The 17,121-nt window shown below is 51.9% G+C and carries 18 protein-coding genes; 2 read left to right on the top strand and 16 right to left on the bottom strand.

Going from position 1 to position 17,121, the window contains the following annotated elements; translation table 11 throughout:
* Positions 1–24: 24 nt before the first annotated feature.
* The 11 genes from fliN to edd all read right to left on the bottom strand — a co-directional run bounded on the left by fliN (position 25) and on the right by edd (position 11,071).
* The gene (gene fliN / locus HKD21_RS09095; RefSeq protein ID WP_228121247.1) at positions 25–318 is read right to left on the bottom strand and encodes a flagellar motor switch protein FliN; all 294 of its coding nucleotides are present in this window, start codon (positions 316–318) and stop codon (positions 25–27) included.
* A gap of 42 nt (positions 319–360) precedes the next feature.
* Positions 361–999 carry a hypothetical protein gene (locus HKD21_RS09090; RefSeq protein ID WP_194255384.1) on the bottom strand — a complete coding sequence of 213 codons (639 nt, stop codon included), beginning with the start codon at positions 997–999 and terminating at the stop codon, positions 361–363.
* A complete protein-coding gene (locus HKD21_RS09085) occupies positions 999–2,009 on the bottom strand; it encodes a flagellar motor switch protein FliG (RefSeq protein WP_407646557.1) in 1,011 nt (336 codons plus the stop codon). The genes HKD21_RS09090 and HKD21_RS09085 overlap by 1 nt, the downstream gene beginning before the upstream one ends.
* Complete coding sequence (fliF, locus tag HKD21_RS09080) at positions 2,009–3,688, bottom strand: flagellar basal-body MS-ring/collar protein FliF (protein WP_194255382.1); 1,680 nt, start codon at positions 3,686–3,688, stop codon at positions 2,009–2,011. The genes HKD21_RS09085 and fliF overlap by 1 nt, the downstream gene beginning before the upstream one ends.
* A gap of 175 nt (positions 3,689–3,863) precedes the next feature.
* Entirely contained in the window at positions 3,864–4,598 is a 735-nt protein-coding gene (locus tag HKD21_RS09075) for a flagellar hook assembly protein FlgD (protein ID WP_194255381.1), read from the bottom strand.
* A 16-nt stretch (positions 4,599–4,614) separates the two neighbouring features.
* The gene (locus tag HKD21_RS09070) at positions 4,615–5,883 is read right to left on the bottom strand and encodes a hypothetical protein (protein WP_194255380.1); all 1,269 of its coding nucleotides are present in this window, start codon (positions 5,881–5,883) and stop codon (positions 4,615–4,617) included.
* A 110-nt stretch (positions 5,884–5,993) separates the two neighbouring features.
* Complete coding sequence (locus tag HKD21_RS09065) at positions 5,994–6,344, bottom strand: hypothetical protein (RefSeq protein ID WP_194255379.1); 351 nt, start codon at positions 6,342–6,344, stop codon at positions 5,994–5,996.
* Positions 6,341–7,918 carry a bifunctional phosphoribosylaminoimidazolecarboxamide formyltransferase/IMP cyclohydrolase gene (gene purH / locus HKD21_RS09060; protein ID WP_194255378.1) on the bottom strand — a complete coding sequence of 526 codons (1,578 nt, stop codon included), beginning with the start codon at positions 7,916–7,918 and terminating at the stop codon, positions 6,341–6,343. The genes HKD21_RS09065 and purH overlap by 4 nt, the downstream gene beginning before the upstream one ends.
* Positions 7,915–8,478 (bottom strand): metal-dependent hydrolase, encoded by a 564-nt coding sequence (locus HKD21_RS09055; RefSeq protein ID WP_194255377.1) that lies wholly within the window; start codon positions 8,476–8,478, stop codon positions 7,915–7,917. The genes purH and HKD21_RS09055 overlap by 4 nt, the downstream gene beginning before the upstream one ends.
* Before the next feature lie 109 nt (positions 8,479–8,587).
* A complete protein-coding gene (eda, locus tag HKD21_RS09050; RefSeq protein ID WP_194255376.1) occupies positions 8,588–9,211 on the bottom strand; it encodes a bifunctional 4-hydroxy-2-oxoglutarate aldolase/2-dehydro-3-deoxy-phosphogluconate aldolase in 624 nt (207 codons plus the stop codon).
* Positions 9,212–9,223: 12 nt separating this feature from the next.
* On the bottom strand, positions 9,224–11,071 hold the full coding sequence (gene edd, locus HKD21_RS09045; RefSeq protein WP_194255375.1) for a phosphogluconate dehydratase: 1,848 nt from the start codon (positions 11,069–11,071) through the stop codon (positions 9,224–9,226).
* A 408-nt stretch (positions 11,072–11,479) separates the two neighbouring features.
* Between edd and HKD21_RS09040 the strand changes: the two genes are divergently transcribed.
* Positions 11,480–12,163, top strand: coding sequence for a YfdX family protein (locus HKD21_RS09040; RefSeq protein WP_194255374.1), 684 nt, complete (start codon positions 11,480–11,482; stop codon positions 12,161–12,163).
* Positions 12,164–12,245: 82 nt separating this feature from the next.
* On the opposite strand, the gene HKD21_RS09035 is transcribed toward HKD21_RS09040, so the two are convergent.
* From HKD21_RS09035 to aroQ, 4 genes are read right to left on the bottom strand one after another with little or no spacing between them, the layout of a single operon-like run.
* On the bottom strand, positions 12,246–12,815 hold the full coding sequence (locus HKD21_RS09035; RefSeq protein ID WP_194255373.1) for an NIPSNAP family protein: 570 nt from the start codon (positions 12,813–12,815) through the stop codon (positions 12,246–12,248).
* Between the two features lie 14 nt (positions 12,816–12,829).
* The gene (accC, locus tag HKD21_RS09030; RefSeq protein ID WP_194255372.1) at positions 12,830–14,182 is read right to left on the bottom strand and encodes an acetyl-CoA carboxylase biotin carboxylase subunit; all 1,353 of its coding nucleotides are present in this window, start codon (positions 14,180–14,182) and stop codon (positions 12,830–12,832) included.
* On the bottom strand, positions 14,182–14,637 hold the full coding sequence (locus HKD21_RS09025) for an acetyl-CoA carboxylase biotin carboxyl carrier protein (protein WP_194255371.1): 456 nt from the start codon (positions 14,635–14,637) through the stop codon (positions 14,182–14,184). The genes accC and HKD21_RS09025 overlap by 1 nt, the downstream gene beginning before the upstream one ends.
* The gene (aroQ, locus tag HKD21_RS09020; RefSeq protein ID WP_041112562.1) at positions 14,634–15,083 is read right to left on the bottom strand and encodes a type II 3-dehydroquinate dehydratase; all 450 of its coding nucleotides are present in this window, start codon (positions 15,081–15,083) and stop codon (positions 14,634–14,636) included. Before aroQ ends, HKD21_RS09025 begins: the two co-directional genes overlap by 4 nt.
* A 153-nt stretch (positions 15,084–15,236) precedes the next feature.
* Here aroQ and HKD21_RS09015 point away from each other — a divergent pair, with 153 nt between their 5' ends.
* Positions 15,237–15,887 carry a septal ring lytic transglycosylase RlpA family protein gene (locus HKD21_RS09015; RefSeq protein ID WP_194255370.1) on the top strand — a complete coding sequence of 217 codons (651 nt, stop codon included), beginning with the start codon at positions 15,237–15,239 and terminating at the stop codon, positions 15,885–15,887.
* Positions 15,888–15,912: 25 nt separating this feature from the next.
* On the opposite strand, the gene HKD21_RS09010 is transcribed toward HKD21_RS09015, so the two are convergent.
* Positions 15,913–16,962: a YihY/virulence factor BrkB family protein gene (locus HKD21_RS09010; protein WP_407646556.1), complete on the bottom strand. Its 1,050-nt coding sequence runs from the start codon at positions 16,960–16,962 to the stop codon at positions 15,913–15,915.
* Positions 16,963–17,121: the final 159 nt, after the last annotated feature.

The raw sequence follows: 17,121 nt of genomic DNA, 5'->3' as shown, positions 1-17,121 counted from the left end.
ATAAATAAAATATTTATAAAGTACTTATTTATCAGATTTTATAATTTCGGTCATCGTAACCCCTAAACGAGTTGCATCAACCATAACAACTTCCCCTCTTGCAATTAGACGATTATTGACCAGAATATCAATTGGGTCACCAATCTTGCGATCCAACTCAACAACAGCACCTCTTCCTAGCCTAAGTAGCTGATTTATAGGCATAATAGACTTACCCAATACTGCACTAACAGTAACTGGGACAGTATAAATAGCCTCTAAATCAGTAGGGGAATCACAATTGATATTATCAGATAACGAAAAATCTTCTTTGCCCATCTCAAATTTATTTTTATCAGGTTCTGACATTTTTCATTCCTTCTATATTGTTAAAAAGATTTCGGAAACTATTTTTCCGATTCTCTCATTTGCATTACGTGATAGGGACCCAGTGTCCCAGAGCAACTCAAAATCTCCATTTTTTAATGTCTCATCCAAATTAAAAGTTATTCTTCTTTTAGAACCACTCAATAAAGAATTATTTATTTTATCGAAAAATTCTTTAGAGCAATTTATACTAATATTTAAATTTTGGTCTATAAATTCAAATATTTTCTTAAGAACTTCTTCAGATTCATTTTCGCCATATTTTGTTATTAAACTTGGAAATAAATTCAATAGACTATTTGACACAACCAAGTGCAAATCTTGAGAAATCTGATTTTTTTTTAAAAAAAATTGTTTCTCTATAGAAGAAAACATATTTAATAATAATTCATTACTTTTTTCTATTTTTTTTTTGTATTCATCGTATTTTTCTTCTTCTATCTTCCTTCCTTCTAAAACACCTTTTTTATAAAAATCATCTAAAATTTCGCTTGAAATTAAACTTTCTTTTTCATCAACTGATGAAATATATGTTTCTTCAACTTTTATACTTTTTTCTGCCGGGGCCTCCTCAAAATCTTCCAAATATAAAATTCCTGCTTTTTTATGATTTTCTCCCAATTGCTTACTCATCAGACAATCATCTCATTTCCTGGCTGCTGCTGATCAATCATGTCAATTTCTCCACGATCAATTAAACCCTTAGCTACAATAAGAATTTCATTTTGAGCTATATCAACATCTTTAACCCGTACAGGACCTAAGTCCTCAATTTCACTTAAAAGAATTCGGCCCGCACGATCAGACATTGATGCAAGAAACGCCTGAAGCAACCTATCACTTGCCCCCTTCAGTGCTAATGGAAGAACCTCACGTGAAATTTGATTTAAAAGTACTATTAAACTTTCTCCGGATAGATTCGTGAGTTCTTCGAACGTAAACATAAGACTCTTAATTTGTTCAGCGTCGTTATAACTTCGTTCTTCTAAAGCTATCATAAACCGATTTTCAAGTCTTCTATCGAAATTATTAAATATATCCGCTAATACTTCATGACTATTGCGATTTACTCCTCTCGGAATATTAGAAATAAATTCCAATCTTAGAGTTTTTTCTATGCTTTGTATTACGTTTTTTTGTATTGTCTCTGTTTTCAACATTCTCATCATAATATCTAAAGAAAATTCTTCAGGTAAAATTGCCAACACTTTAGCTGCATGAGAAGGTTTTATTCTAGATAAGATAACAGAAACAGTTTGTGGGTATTCATTTTTTAAATAGTTAGCAAGCACTATTTCGGACACATTCCCTAATTTTTCCCACATAGTGCGACCAGCAGGACCACGAATCTCCTCCATAATAGCTGCAGCTTGGTTGGCAGGGAGGGTACTTTTGAGCAGCTTTTCTGTATTCTCTAGGTCTCCAACCACACCTTCAGCTGTTCCCAGTCCTTGACTAAACTCATGACATACTTTCTCTACAATTTGTGATGATATGATGCCAAGTTGAGTCATCTCTGAAGAAATCTCTCTAATTTCTTCTTCATGCATTTGCTCGAACAATCTAGAACAATTTTCTTCACCTAAAGCCATCATCAAAATAGCTACTTTTTGCACTCCTGAGATATTTTTTTCTATATCCATCATCTTGATACTCCTCCTTGACCAGGAACCAACCATCCTCTTAATAATGAAATACTTTCAGATGGATGTGAACCCACAAGATCTATAACTTTTTGTACAGATGATGCTTTTATTCTACCTTGCACACCATTAACGAAAACAGTCTCTTCATTTGATAAATCTAAACTATACTCAGGAGCTTCTAGTATTTGTGTTTTTTGTTTTTCGGAATGATTATCCGAAAGGTAGATAGCATTTCTCGAAGGCGCAGTTATCGTTTGAGATCCAGATACCGAATCCAAAGCATTAAAAAGCTTTTTATGGCTATTATCTCCAATTGGTTTCAGTAGTGGTCGCACAACAAAAAACAAAACCATTGCAAGGCAGAATACGAACAATCCAAATTTAACAGCTTCCATCTCATTCTTACGGTCGAAAAATTTTCTCCAATTGGAAATTTCAGGGCGCATTTCAGTCCCTATATCGGTAAACTTCATTGACATAACCGTAACAATGTCGCCTCGTCTTTGATCAAAACCAACTGCACTTTTAGTTAACGCAGTTAAACGAGCGAGCTCTTCTTCATTACGGGGTTGCCAAGACAATTTACCTTTTTCATCAGATTGACTAATACCGTCCACCATCACGGCCATGCTAATACGTGCAATCCGGGGTTGATCCTGAATTAAAGTACGAACTGTCTTACCTATCTCGTAATTATTAGTTTGCTCTTGCCTGTTGCTCTGGCTTCCACTTTGCTGCTGTCCCGCATTCGCATTTGGAAGGTTATTCGAAACAGTTGTATTGGCAGATCCCTGAGTATTGATGTTTTTTTCCGTTTTGGTCTGTTGAGAGCGTAAAACCTGCTGGTCCGGATCATAACTTTCCTGTGTTTCACGAATATGATCATTATTCATCGTAACATTCGCTTCCACACGGACATGACCAGGGCCTAATGATGCCCCCAACAAGTCCTCAACCTCATGTGCAATGCGCTGCTCAATAATCTGACGCTGCCCTTCCAAGGACTGGTCACCATTCGCGTTTCCTTCTCCTTGTTTAAGAAGGACATGCCCACGATTGTCTATTAGTGAAATATTATGTGCATCCAACCCCGGAACAGCGGCGGCGACGAGATTGACAATTGCAGCGACGTTCTCCTCATCAAGTCGACGCCCTCCATCCATGGAAAGAAGCACACTTGCCTGTGCACTCTGTTCAGCTGTTGAAAAAAGCTCTCTATGACGCAGAACAAGATGGACTCTGGCATTTTGCACACCATGAATAAGGCGAATAGATCTTTCCAATTCTCCCTCAAGAGCCCGGGTTTCATTGATAGTCTGCTCGAATTGTGTTGCAGTGAAGCTGTTGCCCTTATCAAAAATCTCGTATCCGACCGCCCCGCCAGACGGTAGGCCGTCTTTCGCCAGAAGCAATCTGGCACGAGCAACATCATCATCAGGAACCATGATGGTACTACCTTGGTCCTGAAGACGATATTTGATGTGAGCTTTTGCGAGCTGATCTACAATTTCACCAGCTTCATGAGGCTCCAAATCACGATACAAAAGGCCATTCGTGGCATTAACGCCATGCAGGACCAAAACACCCAGTAGAACCAACATTGATACGCCGACGCCACCGAGGGCGGCCAGACGCGGGAGGCCGAGCTGTTTTAGGTTTTCCAGAAGAGCTTTCACTGATTGCTCTCCTTCCAGTTTTTCAAAGAATCGCAATCGCTGCGATTTCCGTCAGAAAAACCTCCCTGCCCTGCCCACATACGCATTTATTCCTAAAGTTTTACTTTCGATGAACTCCATTGTGGAGCAAAAAGGTTAATGCATGACTAACAATCGACTTGATTGGGCTTTGAAATCATGTGCCTGAAAATCCGGTTAGATCGCTCATACCAATGGTGGCGCCGCCCATATCGATATTTACCCCTGAATTTCCTTTGGAAACCCCTGTGACCGTTCCTGTTACCGTGGTCGGAAGCACGACACTGGTTCCGTCAGTAGAGCTTCCTTCTACTGCTACGGTGTAACCGCCATCACTGAGTTGGGTACCAGCGTTATTTTTTCCATCCCACGTCCATGTATTTGTACCGACCGAGGCATCCACTGTCTGGGACCTAACAACAGTCCCCTTATTATCAGTTATGGCGATTGCAACCTCTCCAGTCTGCGGCGCTGTAAATGATAAAGACGCGCCCCCATTCTGTAATGGCAAACTAGAAGTACTTGCTGTAGTTGTTTTTCCAATGAGGCTAACAGCCGAGGCCATCTGGTTATCCTGCGTGGCTGAAATTAAGCTCGCTAGATTCGTATTGGTTTCGACTTGTTGCTGCACACCAGCAAACTGGGCCAGTTCAGCAGTAAACGAATCGGTACTGGTTGGATTACTAGGATCTTGATGCTGCAATTGGGTTGTAAGTAGCGTAAGAAACTGATTAAAATTACCGCCCAAGGAAGACAGAGAGGAACTACTTGAACTACTTGTTGTAGCATTAGAAGCCGCAGAATAATTTGTTGCGGCATTGCTTTTTGCTGCGCTTATTGCCTGGCTTAAAAGAGACGTACTGCTTGTTGTGGTGCCAACTGAAGAAACCATGGTTCCAATCCTATTTTCAAACAGTGAGATCAACAACGCCACTTATAAAGCGGCGTTTAGTGGTGGAACTTGAAGTATCCGACGCGCTATCCCGTGAGAGGCCCAGCGAGCGGTTTTTACCCTCTTGCCGCTCATCGCGAGACGACATGTCAAGAAAGGCTGGTAATGAAAGACTGATTTGGATATCTGCCCTTGCTATAGGTTGCATTCCAGCAGTAAGGCATGAATTATCAGATAGAGCTGCAACCAATATATCCTGATCAGCTTTCAGAGACTGATAAATTTTTGGATCATCTGTATTAATATGAATCCGATGATCTTTACTTTCGGATCTATTGATTTCTACATGTATTTTTTCATTTCTACCAACGTTCATTTCAATATGCGTTGTCGTATTTCCGTTATTTTCTTGCTGGTAAAGTAAGGTATGCGCGTCAGCGCGCGAAGAGGGTTTTTCTTCATCACCTGGTGTTACAGTTTCATTTTCTGTCTGCGCTTTAGAAGATACCTCCTCCAATGATTCAGACAATGTTTTTTCCGAAGAGTCTGGAGAGATCGATTCCAGATCAATAAATGGAGTATTTTCTTTTGTGGAGTTTTCTTCAATTTTAATATTATTGGCGCAATCTCCAGAAACAATTTCTGGATTATTACTTTCCTCTGACGAGCAATTATTATCCATCAATGATAATTCTGTATTTATTTCTTTTTTATCAGTATAATTTGAATTTTCTTCATTTATAAAACTATTTACTATTCCATTAGTGGTGAAATCATTTTTTTTTGTTTGTGATAATGTATTTTTTGCCTGCTCCTGGTCATCACTAGGTAGGTGTTTATCATCAGAATCTGGAACAATCGATTGAGATGAGTTTTTTTGATTAATATTATTTTGTAGCTGTTTTTGACTTCCACCAGAAATAGTTTTCTCTACAGTATCGGGAAGAGCTTTGTTTTTAGTTACAGCCCCTTGCTTCAGAAGATGCGTACGATCTTCTAAACTCGAATCTGTACTTTGCTGCATTGTGGACTTCGTTAGCGTTCTAACTTTCGAAGGCTGCTTTTGAGTCGTATGTTCGGATCCAACAGGTTCTACTTTTGTAGCCTGAGGCTTAGTAATCGAGGCCTTCTGGCTAACCTCAAAATGTTTGGGTGTTTCCGGATGTACGTAGCTTTCCAAAAACTCGTGAAACCGCTCGTTGGAAGCCAGTTGTGCCCCGGGAGCAATGTCTGTGCGCCCGAGGCCAGCGATCGACGTAACTGCAGATGTCGTGACATGTGACAAGAACTTGCGCCTCCGGATCCGCCAACATCGGTAAATCCGGAAAATTATTGCACAAAAAGCGTAAAGAAAGCGTTTAACTACCGCTCGGTACTACATCCAGACGCAAGCGATCAGGGGTGGATCGTGTCATATCCTGGCGAACCCGGAAAAGCACCTCTTGGAATCACCGGCGCGCTTGGACAGATGGGAGGGTTACCATCGAGTGCCAAAGCCTGCACGGTGTGCGTGGCCGTTGCAATCAATCCTCTAACGGCCAGTTTCTGGTTTAGGTGAATATGTGCCAGAAACTCTGCGGGCAGGATGATAGCTGTACCGTCGCTGAGCTGCACGCCGGTGGGCGTGATGTTGGCGACAGTCCCATTGGTCACCGGAAGTGGCGTCATGTCATAGACACAGGGGGCAGCTTTCGCTGCAGAAAGGGAAAGAGCCAGAACCAGGCTGGCGCAAACGAGCTTTTTCAATGTCTGAAATGCCTCATGCCGGTGAATACCATGGCGATCCCGGCTGCGTCTGCCGCATCGATCACCTCCTGATCGCGGATGGAACCACCCGGCTGAATGACAGCCACGGCACCCGCCGCAACGACGCTCTCAAGACCATCTGCGAAGGGAAAGAACGCATCCGAAGCCGCAACCGATCCGATTGTCAACGGAGCCTGCTCTCCAGCTTCCTTTGCCGCATCTTCGCTCTTGCGCGCTGCAATTCGTGCACTATCTACCCGTGACATCTGCCCAGCACCAATGCCCACCGTGGCGCCATTGCGAACATAGATGACAGCGTTTGATTTCACGTGCTTTGCAACGCGGAACGCGAACAGCAGATCTTTCATTTCCTGGTCCGTCGGCGCACGCTTGGTGACGACCTTGAGGTCGGCTTCCGTCACCCGGCCTGCATCGCGACTCTGGGCGAGAAAGCCACCGGCGACAGAGCGGAACGACAGCCCTTCAGCCGTCGGATCAGGCACGCCCTGCGTGAGCAGCAAACGCAGGTTCTTTTTCTTTGCAAGGACCTCAATGGCCTCCGCATCAGCATCGGGAGCTACAATCACTTCCGTGAAGATCTTGCTGATCCTTTGTGCCGTTGCGCCGTCCAGTGTCCGGTTGAGGGCGACGATACCGCCGAAAGCCGAGACGGGGTCGCAGCGCAGAGCCGCAATCCAAGCCTGTTCCAACGTCGCAGCAGAGGCCACGCCACATGGATTGGCATGTTTGACGATCACGACAGTCGGTTCGTCAAACTCGGCCACAGCTTCGAATGCAGCATCCGTGTCGTTGATGTTGTTATAGCTCAGCGCCTTGCCCTGCAGCTGCCGCGCGCTCGCCACGCCGTGACGCTGGCTACCGTCACGGTAGAAAGCCGCTTTCTGATGCGGGTTTTCGCCGTAACGCAGCAGATCGTCCCGTGTCCCGCTCAGAGTCAGGACAGGCGGTAGAATCTCGCCAGCCTGTTTGGCGAACCAGCGAGAGATCATGCTGTCATAAGCGGCTGTGTGAGCATAGGCGGAGGCCGCGTAGCTGCGCCGCTCGACCAGCACCGTACCGCCCTGCTCCAGCGATGCGATAACCGCAGCATATTGCTGCGGATCGGTCAGGATTGCGACGTGATCAAAATTCTTGGCAGCCGCACGGATCATGGCGGGACCACCAATATCGATATTCTCGATGCAGTCTTCGTCACCGGCACCGGATGCAACGGTTGCGGCGAACGGGTAGAGATTTACACAGACCAGATCGATCGGAGTAATGTCATGCTCCGCCATCTGCGCAACATGATCGGCCAGATCGCGGCGTCCGAGAATGCCACCATGAACCTGAGGAACGAGGGTTTTGACCCGCCCGTCCAGAATTTCCGGAAAGCCTGTATGGTCCGAGACATCCTTGACTGTCAGACCAGCATCACGAAGAGCCTTGGCGGACCCCCCGGTCGAAAGCAGTTCCGCACCGTGGGCGGCGAGCGCACGCCCCAGTTCGATCAGTCCCGTTTTGTCAGAAACGGAGAGAAGGGCACGGCGGACGGGGAGTCGGGTCTGTGTCATGATGAGAATGAAATATCCTTCAAAACATGTCCGCGCAACCGCGAGTGATGCGCAGATGGAAAGACATGGCTCGGAACAGGGCCACTGCCGGAAAATCCTGCCCAGCCCAGAAGGCAGAGGATGGGCACAAGAAGCATGATTTCCCCGATGCCGCCAGTCCGGACATAGGGCCAGAGCGAAAGTCGCGAACGACTAAGGGGGGCGAGAACCTGGCACCCTCCTGTCGGAAGATCGGCGGCGATATGCGTCGCAGCGCCGAGTAGCAGGGCACCCCATGGCCCCCTAAGACTCTCAGGTCCCATCAGGCCGTTCATGACAGCCGCAACCACGAACAGCATCAGACCCGAATGCGTCAGACCACGATGGCCGAAAGCTTTTGCCAGAAAGCGGGAGAGAATCTTCACCCGACAACCAAGCATCGAACGCTCGGTATCGATATCGGGCAAAAGGCTACCTAGCAGTCCCGTGCAGACGGAGAGTGGCTCAGGAGAAAGCACATGCCAGCGCATGGCACACAACACGGCAAAGCCGCCGATCAATAAATGGGAACGTCCAGTCACGCGCCCTTATGATCTGGTTCAGGCCGTCCCGCAAACCATTTGTTCATAAAACGTTCACGGGGAGCCACGGCATAATGCTGCACCCCGTGAACCGTTTATTGCCGCGTGTTCAGACCTTCAGGAGGGCTGCGGCCGTTGCGCGCTGACGGATCTTGTCCGCGTCAAACGCGCCCGACGTCACCCAGGAACCACCAACACAGGAAACGGTCGGAAGGGCCAGCCACTCCGGGGCGCTCTCTTCCGTAATGCCACCCGTCGGGCAGAAACGGACATTGCTGCCGAAAACACTGGCAAGGCTCTTGAGCGCAGGGATGCCGCCATTCGTCACAGCCGGAAAAAACTTGAAGCGCGACAGGCCCAGATCGAGACCGCGCATGATATCACCCGCATTGGCGACACCCGGCAGGAACGGGACGTCATGCTCGACTGAAGCCTTGACGAGAGCCTCGGTCAGGCCGGGGCTAACGATGAAGCGCGCGCCCGCTTTCACGGCACGGTCCATATCAGACGGGTTCAGAACGGTCCCCGCACCGACGAGCGCACCCGGCACCTTGGACATTTCCTCGATGACTTCGAGCGCACAGGGCGTCCGCAGCGTGACTTCCAGCGTGGACAGGCCACCCGCCACCAGAGCCTCGGCCATCGGACGGGCCTGCGCCACGTCATTGACCACCAGCACCGGCATGACCGGACAGCGGCTCATGACGGCATCAAGTTTGGCAGTATCGATCATGAGAAATCTTCCTTAGTGAATATCGTCGCCGACGGCTTCGATCACGCGATCCATCTGGGCCAGCATTGCAGAGCCGCCCGCTTCAGCCGGATCATGCACTGAACGTAACAGCGCGAACAGTTCCCGGCCCGTTCCCAATGCCGGGAGCGGCGGAGCGACCGGCGTGCGGCTGTCCCATTCGGCGGCGTCAACCAATACCTCGATCTGGCCGCTCACGGCGCAGACGCGGATCATGTCACCGTCCCGAACGCGGGCGATCGGACCACCGACCTGCGCTTCAGGGCCGACATGAATGGCCGCCGGCACTTTGCCACTGGCACCCGACATACGACCATCCGTCAGAAGCGCAACCTTGAAGCCACGATCCTGCAACACACCCAGAGTCGGCGTCAGCTTGTGCAGTTCCGGCATACCGTTGGCTTCCGGTCCCTGAAAACGCACCACCACGACAACGTCACGCTCAAGTTCGCCATTCTGATAGGCCGTGATGACGTCATGTTGGTCCTGAAACACCCGCGCAGGCGCTTCAACCGTCAGATGCTCGGACGCAATGGCGCTGCTCTTGTAGATCGCACGCCCCAGATTGCCCGTCATCAGACGCATGCCGCCATCCGGACGGAAAGGCGTTGCCACATCACGCAGAATGTCGGTGTCCGTGGACGGCTTTGCGCGGCTGTACACGAGTTCGTCGCCTTCAAGCGAAGCGCGGCGGGCGTAATCGGAGAAGCCGCCCCGCGAGACCGTCAGGATGTCCTGATGCAACATTTCGGCGCGCGACAGTTCGGCGATCACGGTCGGCATACCACCCACGCGATTGAAAGCGTTCACGTCTTCAGAGCCACTCGGATAGACGCGCGTAATCAGTGGAACAGCTGATGACAGGCGGCTGATGTCTTCCCAATCGATCAGAATACCGGCAGCGCGGGCAATCGCTGGGAGATGGATCGCATGGTTGGTCGACCCGCCTGTTGCCAGCAGCCCGACCGCCGCGTTTACGATCGCTTTCTCATCCACACACTGCGCCAGAGGACGCGCGTCTTCACCGTTCAGACCGATTTCCGCCAGACGATGGATTCCCGAGCGCGTCATGGTCTGGCGCAGCTTCGTGTTGGGATTGATGAACGCCGAATCCGGCATCATCAGCCCCATGATCTCGACCATCATCTGGTTCGTATTGGCCGTTCCATAGAATGTGCAGGTTCCGGCGCTGTGATAGGAGGCGTTTTCCGCTTCCATCAACTCGGCCTGTCCGACCTTGCCCTGAACATAGAGCTGGCGGATGCGCTGCTTTTCCTTATTCGGAAGGCCGGACGGCATCGGACCGGCTGGAATCAGCATGGTGGGCAGGTGACCAAAGCGCAGAGCGCCCATCAGAAGCCCCGGCACGATCTTGTCGCAGATCCCGAGCAGCGCCACGCTTTCGAACATGCCGTGACTCAGACCAACCGCCGTGGACATGGCGATCACGTCGCGGGAGAACAGAGAAAGTTCCATCCCCTCCTGCCCCTGTGTCACACCATCGCACATGGCCGGTGCGCCGCCTGCCACCTGGGCCGTCGCCCCGACTTCACGGGCAAACAGCTTGATCTGCTCGGGATAGCGGCCATAGGGCTGATGCGCCGAGAGCATGTCGTTATAAGTCGTAATGATGCCGATATTGGTCCCGGTGGGACGCATCAGTTCCGGCTTGTCCGGGCTGGAGGCGGCGATGGCATGAGCCAGATTTCCGCAGGCGAGTCTGGGACGGAGCACACCTTTGGCCCGGTTGCGCTCCATCAGGGCAAGATACCGGCGCCGGGAGATTTTCGAACGCTCGATGATACGGGCAGTTACACTCTCGACGACGGGATTCAGAGACATCTGGAAATACTCGCTACTCGGCTGATGCCTGCAATGCGCTCCGGAAAGGCCGACTTTCCGGCGCAAGGCACGGTATCGTGATTGAGGCCCCGTTCATACGGAAAGCCCTGCCTCAGGGCAAGCCATTCCCCAAATGAAAACCTCGATATTCTCATTTTTATTTCAATAAATCATTTTTTGGAGTCGATAAATTCCAAAAATTAAACTCTAAGCGCAATAAAGAGAATTGCATCCGTTAGTCACAATCTTCAGGATCCACCATCTTTCAGAGAGGCAACCCTGCCCACCAGAGTGAACTTCGAAAAACATTCAATGAACCGAAAATCATTAAACGATCGGTAATTTGCCTGAACTATTTTTGTGAAATACCGATAAAGACCAGAACCAAATATTCACGGAGGCAATATCATGAAATTTGTTCCGACCATCGCCGCGATTTCATCCATTCTGTGTGCAACGCCTTTTGCCAGCGCAGATTCACTTCACACACATTGGGAAAAATTCAAGGCTCACCGCGCTTTTCATCATCTTTCCGCCGACGGACAGCGCGCCTTTCAGGATATTCTGAAGGCCCGCGACATCCTTCAGACAACCGGGAAGACCGAGGCCGCCATCCCGGCACTTTATGATGCCCAGAAACGCCTTGCTGCTGCTGAAAAAGCCGACAAGAAGTTTCAGGCTGCGGAAAGCGATCTCCATCCCTCTCCGCAGCATTCCATCCTTGCCAACCATCAGCCTGTCGTCGGACAGACGGACTGGCTTCCGGTCGGGGGGGAGTTCATCGTGAGCGAAACACTGGCTCCTGAAAAGAAAGCTGCGGTCATCTCCGCCAATGCACAGTTGAAGACCGGCAATACGGATCAGGCCGCCCAGTCCATGAAAGTCGTAGGAGCAGACGCGGATTTCATTATGGCACTCGCTCCGATCGCACCAGTGCAGGGTGCGGTTTACCGGGCAACCGTTTTCACCGAGGGGCACCATCCTCAGGACGCTGTCGATGCCCTAAATCAGGCCCTGAATTCAGTGGTGTTCGTTTCCGAAAGCACAATCGAAACATTGGCTCCAGCAGTTCCAGCTCCCGCCAAGAAGTAATTTGCGAAGTACAGGCCTGAGACACAAAAAAAGCGGTGCAGGCTCAAGCCTCACCGCTTTTTTATCTGTCATTCAGAACGCTTTAGCGCCAGGCAGAACGTTGGGCAGGAAGCAGAATCGCATTTTCCATAATGCTCAGATTACTTCCGATCTTTGGTGGCCAAACTCCGCTCGCCACGGCCTGAGCCCTGATCTCCATTCGCGCATTCATGTCTGCATAAGGCCAGATATGGGCCAGTCGTGGTTTCCCTTCAAGAGAGACCATCCCACAGATCAGCCCAGACAGCTCCAGCCGTGGTGGAAGGGACGCCACAAAGGCTTCCTCCACATCCCCCACCTGCCCGAGCTTTAACTCGTAGCAACGCCATTCATAAACGCCACCATGCGCTCCGGCAGGAAGCAGAGGCGAAATGAGACGCCAGCTTGTGACATCGACGCTCTGGATGACATCTTTGGGAATTGCAGCCAGAAACTCAGGCCGCTCTTCCAGAAGAGCGGCATATGTGTCGGCTGTCCGGAACAGGACAACCCGGTTGAGTACACCGATATCGCTCACCCAGACGCCGAGTCCGTCACGCCCAGTGAGTGCAGAAACCACCACAGGGACCTGTCCGATCCGGACATCGAGGATAATGGTTTCCGCGTAACTCATGGACTGACTCCGGGTTATTTTCCTGCCTGCTGGGCAGCCACAAAATTTTCCAGCCAGTGGATGGTATAATCCCCCTTCTGGAAAGACGGATCCGCCAGAATTTTCTGATGGAGCGGAATGACCGTCTTCACACCGTCGACCACACATTCATCCAGAGCGCGCTGCATGCGGGCAATAGCTTCGGCGCGCGTTGGGGCGTGCACGATCAGCTTGGCAATCATGCTGTCGTAGTAAGGCGGGATGCGGTAGCCAGCGTAAATCGCGCTGTCCATACGAACGCCCAATCCACCCGGAGCATGGAACACCTTGATCGTGCCGGGGCTCGGCATGAAGGTCTCCGGATCTTCCGCATTGATGCGACACTCGATCGCATGACCGGACATCTTGATGTCTGACTGCGTGTACCCAAGTGGCTCACCAGAGGCGATCCGGATCTGCTCACGCACGAGATCCACGTTGCAGACCATCTCCGTCACCGGATGCTCGACCTGAAGACGCGTGTTCATCTCGATGAAGCAGAACTGACCGTCCTGATACAGGAACTCCAGCGTGCCCGCATTACGGTAACCCATGCGCGAAAGGGCCTCGGTCGCGGTGCGGCCAATTTCCTCACGTTCGGCGTCCGTCAGGGCCGGCGAACCGGCTTCTTCCAGTAGCTTCTGATGACGGCGCTGGAGCGAACAGTCACGCTCTCCGAAATGCACGACGTTGCCATGCGCATCGCCGAGAATCTGAAGCTCGATATGACGCGGACGGTTGAGGTACTTCTCGAGATAGACTTCGTCATTGCCGAAAGCCGCCCGGGCTTCGGCACGGGCAACCGACCAGGCTTCCTCGATGTCGTCCGCCGTCATCGCGACCTTCATCCCACGCCCGCCACCGCCGGCAGCAGCCTTGATGAGGACCGGATAGCCGACCTTGTTCGCAACCTCACGGGCAGCCTGCAAATCGGCCAGACCGCCATCAGATCCCGGCACCAGCGGAACACCGAGCGCACGCATGGTCGTCTTGGCAGCAATCTTGTCGCCCATCGTGCGGATATGCTCGGCGGTCGGACCAATGAACGCAAGGCCGTGCTCTTCCACGGTTTCGGCGAACTCGGCATTTTCCGACAGGAAGCCATAGCCGGGATGGATGGCGTCCGCTCCCGTGATCATCGCGGCCGAAAGAATGGCAGCAACGTTCAGATAGGAGTCACGCGCGCTCGGCGGCCCGATGCAGACGGCTTCGTCTGCAAGGCGCACATGCATCGCATCGGCATCTGCCGTCGAATGCACGGCAACGGTTTTAATGCCCATCTCGCGGCAAGCGCGCTGAATCCGCAGCGCGATCTCACCCCGGTTGGCAATGAGGACTTTGGAAATCATTACTCAATGATCGCCAGAGCTTCGCCGAACTCGACCGGCTGGCCGGATTCGACAAGGAACTTCGTCAGCGTGCCAGCACGAGGGGCCTTGATCTGGTTGAAGGTCTTCATGGCTTCGATGAGCATGATCGTCTGACCTGCGACAACGGGCTGGCCTTCCGTTGCAAACTGCGGGGAAGCCGGATCGGGCGTCAGATAAGCCACACCGACCATCGGGCTCGGCACCATGCCCGGATGCTTGGCTGGGTCAGCCGAGGCCGCAACGGGGGCAGCAACAGCCGGGACTGCTGGAGCCGCAGCAGCCTGCACCGGAGCAGCAGCCTGAACCACGCTCACGTTACGCGCCACGCGGATACGGCTGTCCGCTTCGGAAATCTCGATTTCGGTCAGGCCGGTCTGGGTCAGAATATCGGCCAATGCCCGGATGGCATCCTTGTCCACGAGCATACGGCTCATCCTTCGTCTTCGATCATGTCGGTTATTGCCTGAAGCGCGTGCGCATATCCCCTGACGCCGAGGCCACAGATCACGCCGATGGCGGCCTGCGAGACGTAGGTGTGATGACGGAACGGCTCCCTGCGATGAATATTAGAAATATGAACCTCAACCACCGGCAGCTCGACCGCCAGAAGCGCATCGAGCAGAGCAATCGAGGTGTGCCCGTAAGCTGCAGGATTGATCACGATTCCGTCTGCACGGCCGCGGCATTCCTGAACCCAGGACACAAGTTCACCCTCTCCGTTCGTCTGGCGGAAATCAATGGCAACATCAAGCCGTTCCGCAGCCTGAATGCACACCTGCTCAACATCGTCGAGCGTGGCGTGACCGTAGATTCCGGGCTGGCGAAGACCCAGCATATTGAGATTCGGACCGTTGAGAACGGTGATCAGAGGGCGTTTCATCTGGCCGCGCGATAGCACTTTCGAAGCTGTCATGAAAGCGTCATTGCCCTATTACTGCCGTCTTCAGGGTGTCCAAAAGACGACAGGGCAGCATTTTTGTGCTATCAGGTGCAATCTGAGCCCGTCCCGTCCACTGGAGAAGAACCTGATATAGTGCGCTTTAACCTGTCTGCCCTTCGCAATCCCTTAGGCTTCATCCCTCTGCGCAGCATGACATTTGCAGTAGCGCTTGCAGGTCTGGCCGGTCATCACACCGCTCATGCGAGTGACGAGTCCGCCATCGATGGAACGCCGAGAACAAGCTGGGCAGACTCCGTTCGGGCCGCACTCTCCAATCGCGCCCATCAGGCGGCACATGCCTGGTCCCAGCATGGTATGGCGAGCTGGTATGGACGGCATTTCCATGGGCGACGCACGGCCAGCGGAACGGTTTTCAACACCAATGACCTGACCGCCGCACACCCATCCCTGCCGATCGGGACGAAACTGCTGGTGACGTCCCAAGATACGGGGCGTTCGGTTGTGGTGACGGTCAACGACCGTGGTCCTTTCAACAGTCGCATCATTGACCTGTCCCACGCAGCAGCCGCGAAAATCGGCATGCTGGGCGCAGGAACGGCGCATGTCACGATCGCGAAAATGACGGAAGCGGTTCCGTCCCCGCAGTCCACCTCCGAGCCTGAAGTGGCGGAAGCCGATCCTTCGGACACCAGCGCCCAGGCCATTGAAGCCGCAGGCACCAATACAGCCCCTGCCTCTCCGCGGGGCAGCGCATCACAGCGTATCCCGCACCATCACCACTGACGCTGAACGACGTCTGGCCTGATCTTCAGGCCAGACTTGTTTCTTCCGGCGGTACGGCCTGACTCTTTCCAACCCGCGCCTCAAGGCTGGCGTTCAGCTCCGCCCCAAACAGCACCACATAGGCGCTCACGAAAAGCCACATCATGATGGCCGCAACCGCGCCAAGGGGACCATATGTCGCGCCATAGCTGGCGAAATGCGCGACATACCATGAAAAACCCAAAGACGTTGCAACCCAAAGGATCGTCGCAAGGATCGAGCCCGGAAAGATCCAGCGCCACTCCGTATGCACCCGACACGGCGCAAAACGGTACAGCAGCGTCACAGCGATAAAGACGAACAGCAGCATCAGAACCGGCGCCAGTGTGTGCACAATCATCGGCGCGCCATAGGACAGCAGGAAATTCACTGGAAATGGCGGGTCGCTCAGAAAGCTGACATGGCGCGGCAGGTAATCCACAAGTGCAGGAGCTGCCACCATGAGTGCCAGAGTAAGCGCAGCACCCACGATAGCCGTTAGCGTCGTGGAGAGCGCCACAGCCTGAAACTTCAGAAAACTCCGTGTTTCCTGCGCATTATAAGCCATGTTCAGTGCGGACAGGATCGACTTTGTGCTCGCCGAAGCAGACCAAAGGGCCACCGCAAGCGAGAAAATCAGACCGATTGTCAGAGACGAGTGAGGTTGGGAAATCAACTCGTGGATCCGGTCGCCAATCAGGGCATAAGCCGAGGGCGGAAGGAGATGTCGAAGCACTTCAAGCTGAGGTTCGACGGACTGGAGATCGAAGGCCAGACCGTAAAGGGAAATCAGGCTGGAAATGGCCGGAAAAAGCGACAAAGTAGCGTAAAATGCGCAGCCCGCCGCAGAAAGCGATGTCTGGCTGGAGCCTACCTCTGCGAAGAGATGCTTGGCGATAACCCGCCAGGCCGCATGATGCAGCCTGTTCTGCGATGATACGGTGTTTGAATCAGTGGCCTCTGTGTGAGTAGCCGCCTGCCCCGACTCCGAAGATACGGCTTGTTCCGGTATGATCCGGGAGCCGGAGATGGTCGCAGATTCGGGTGTCAAACTCACGCAGGGTGTCCTCGGCAGTGTCCTGTTGGGGCAACGGTCGACCTCATGACAGTCCAGATCGGACGACATGAGCCATGTACCTACGCGAAAGATACCTTCAGCGTTCCGAATTCGCCCAGATTCAGCACACCAATATTGGCAAAAGCATCACAATGCAAA

Origin of the sequence: Gluconobacter cerevisiae, assembly GCF_015244675.1 — a bacterium.
In the GTDB taxonomy this organism is placed as follows: Bacteria; Pseudomonadota; Alphaproteobacteria; order Acetobacterales; family Acetobacteraceae; genus Gluconobacter; species Gluconobacter cerevisiae.
The sequence above is the reverse complement of the archived record's forward strand: the minus strand, read 5'-3'. Positions and strand labels throughout refer to the sequence as shown.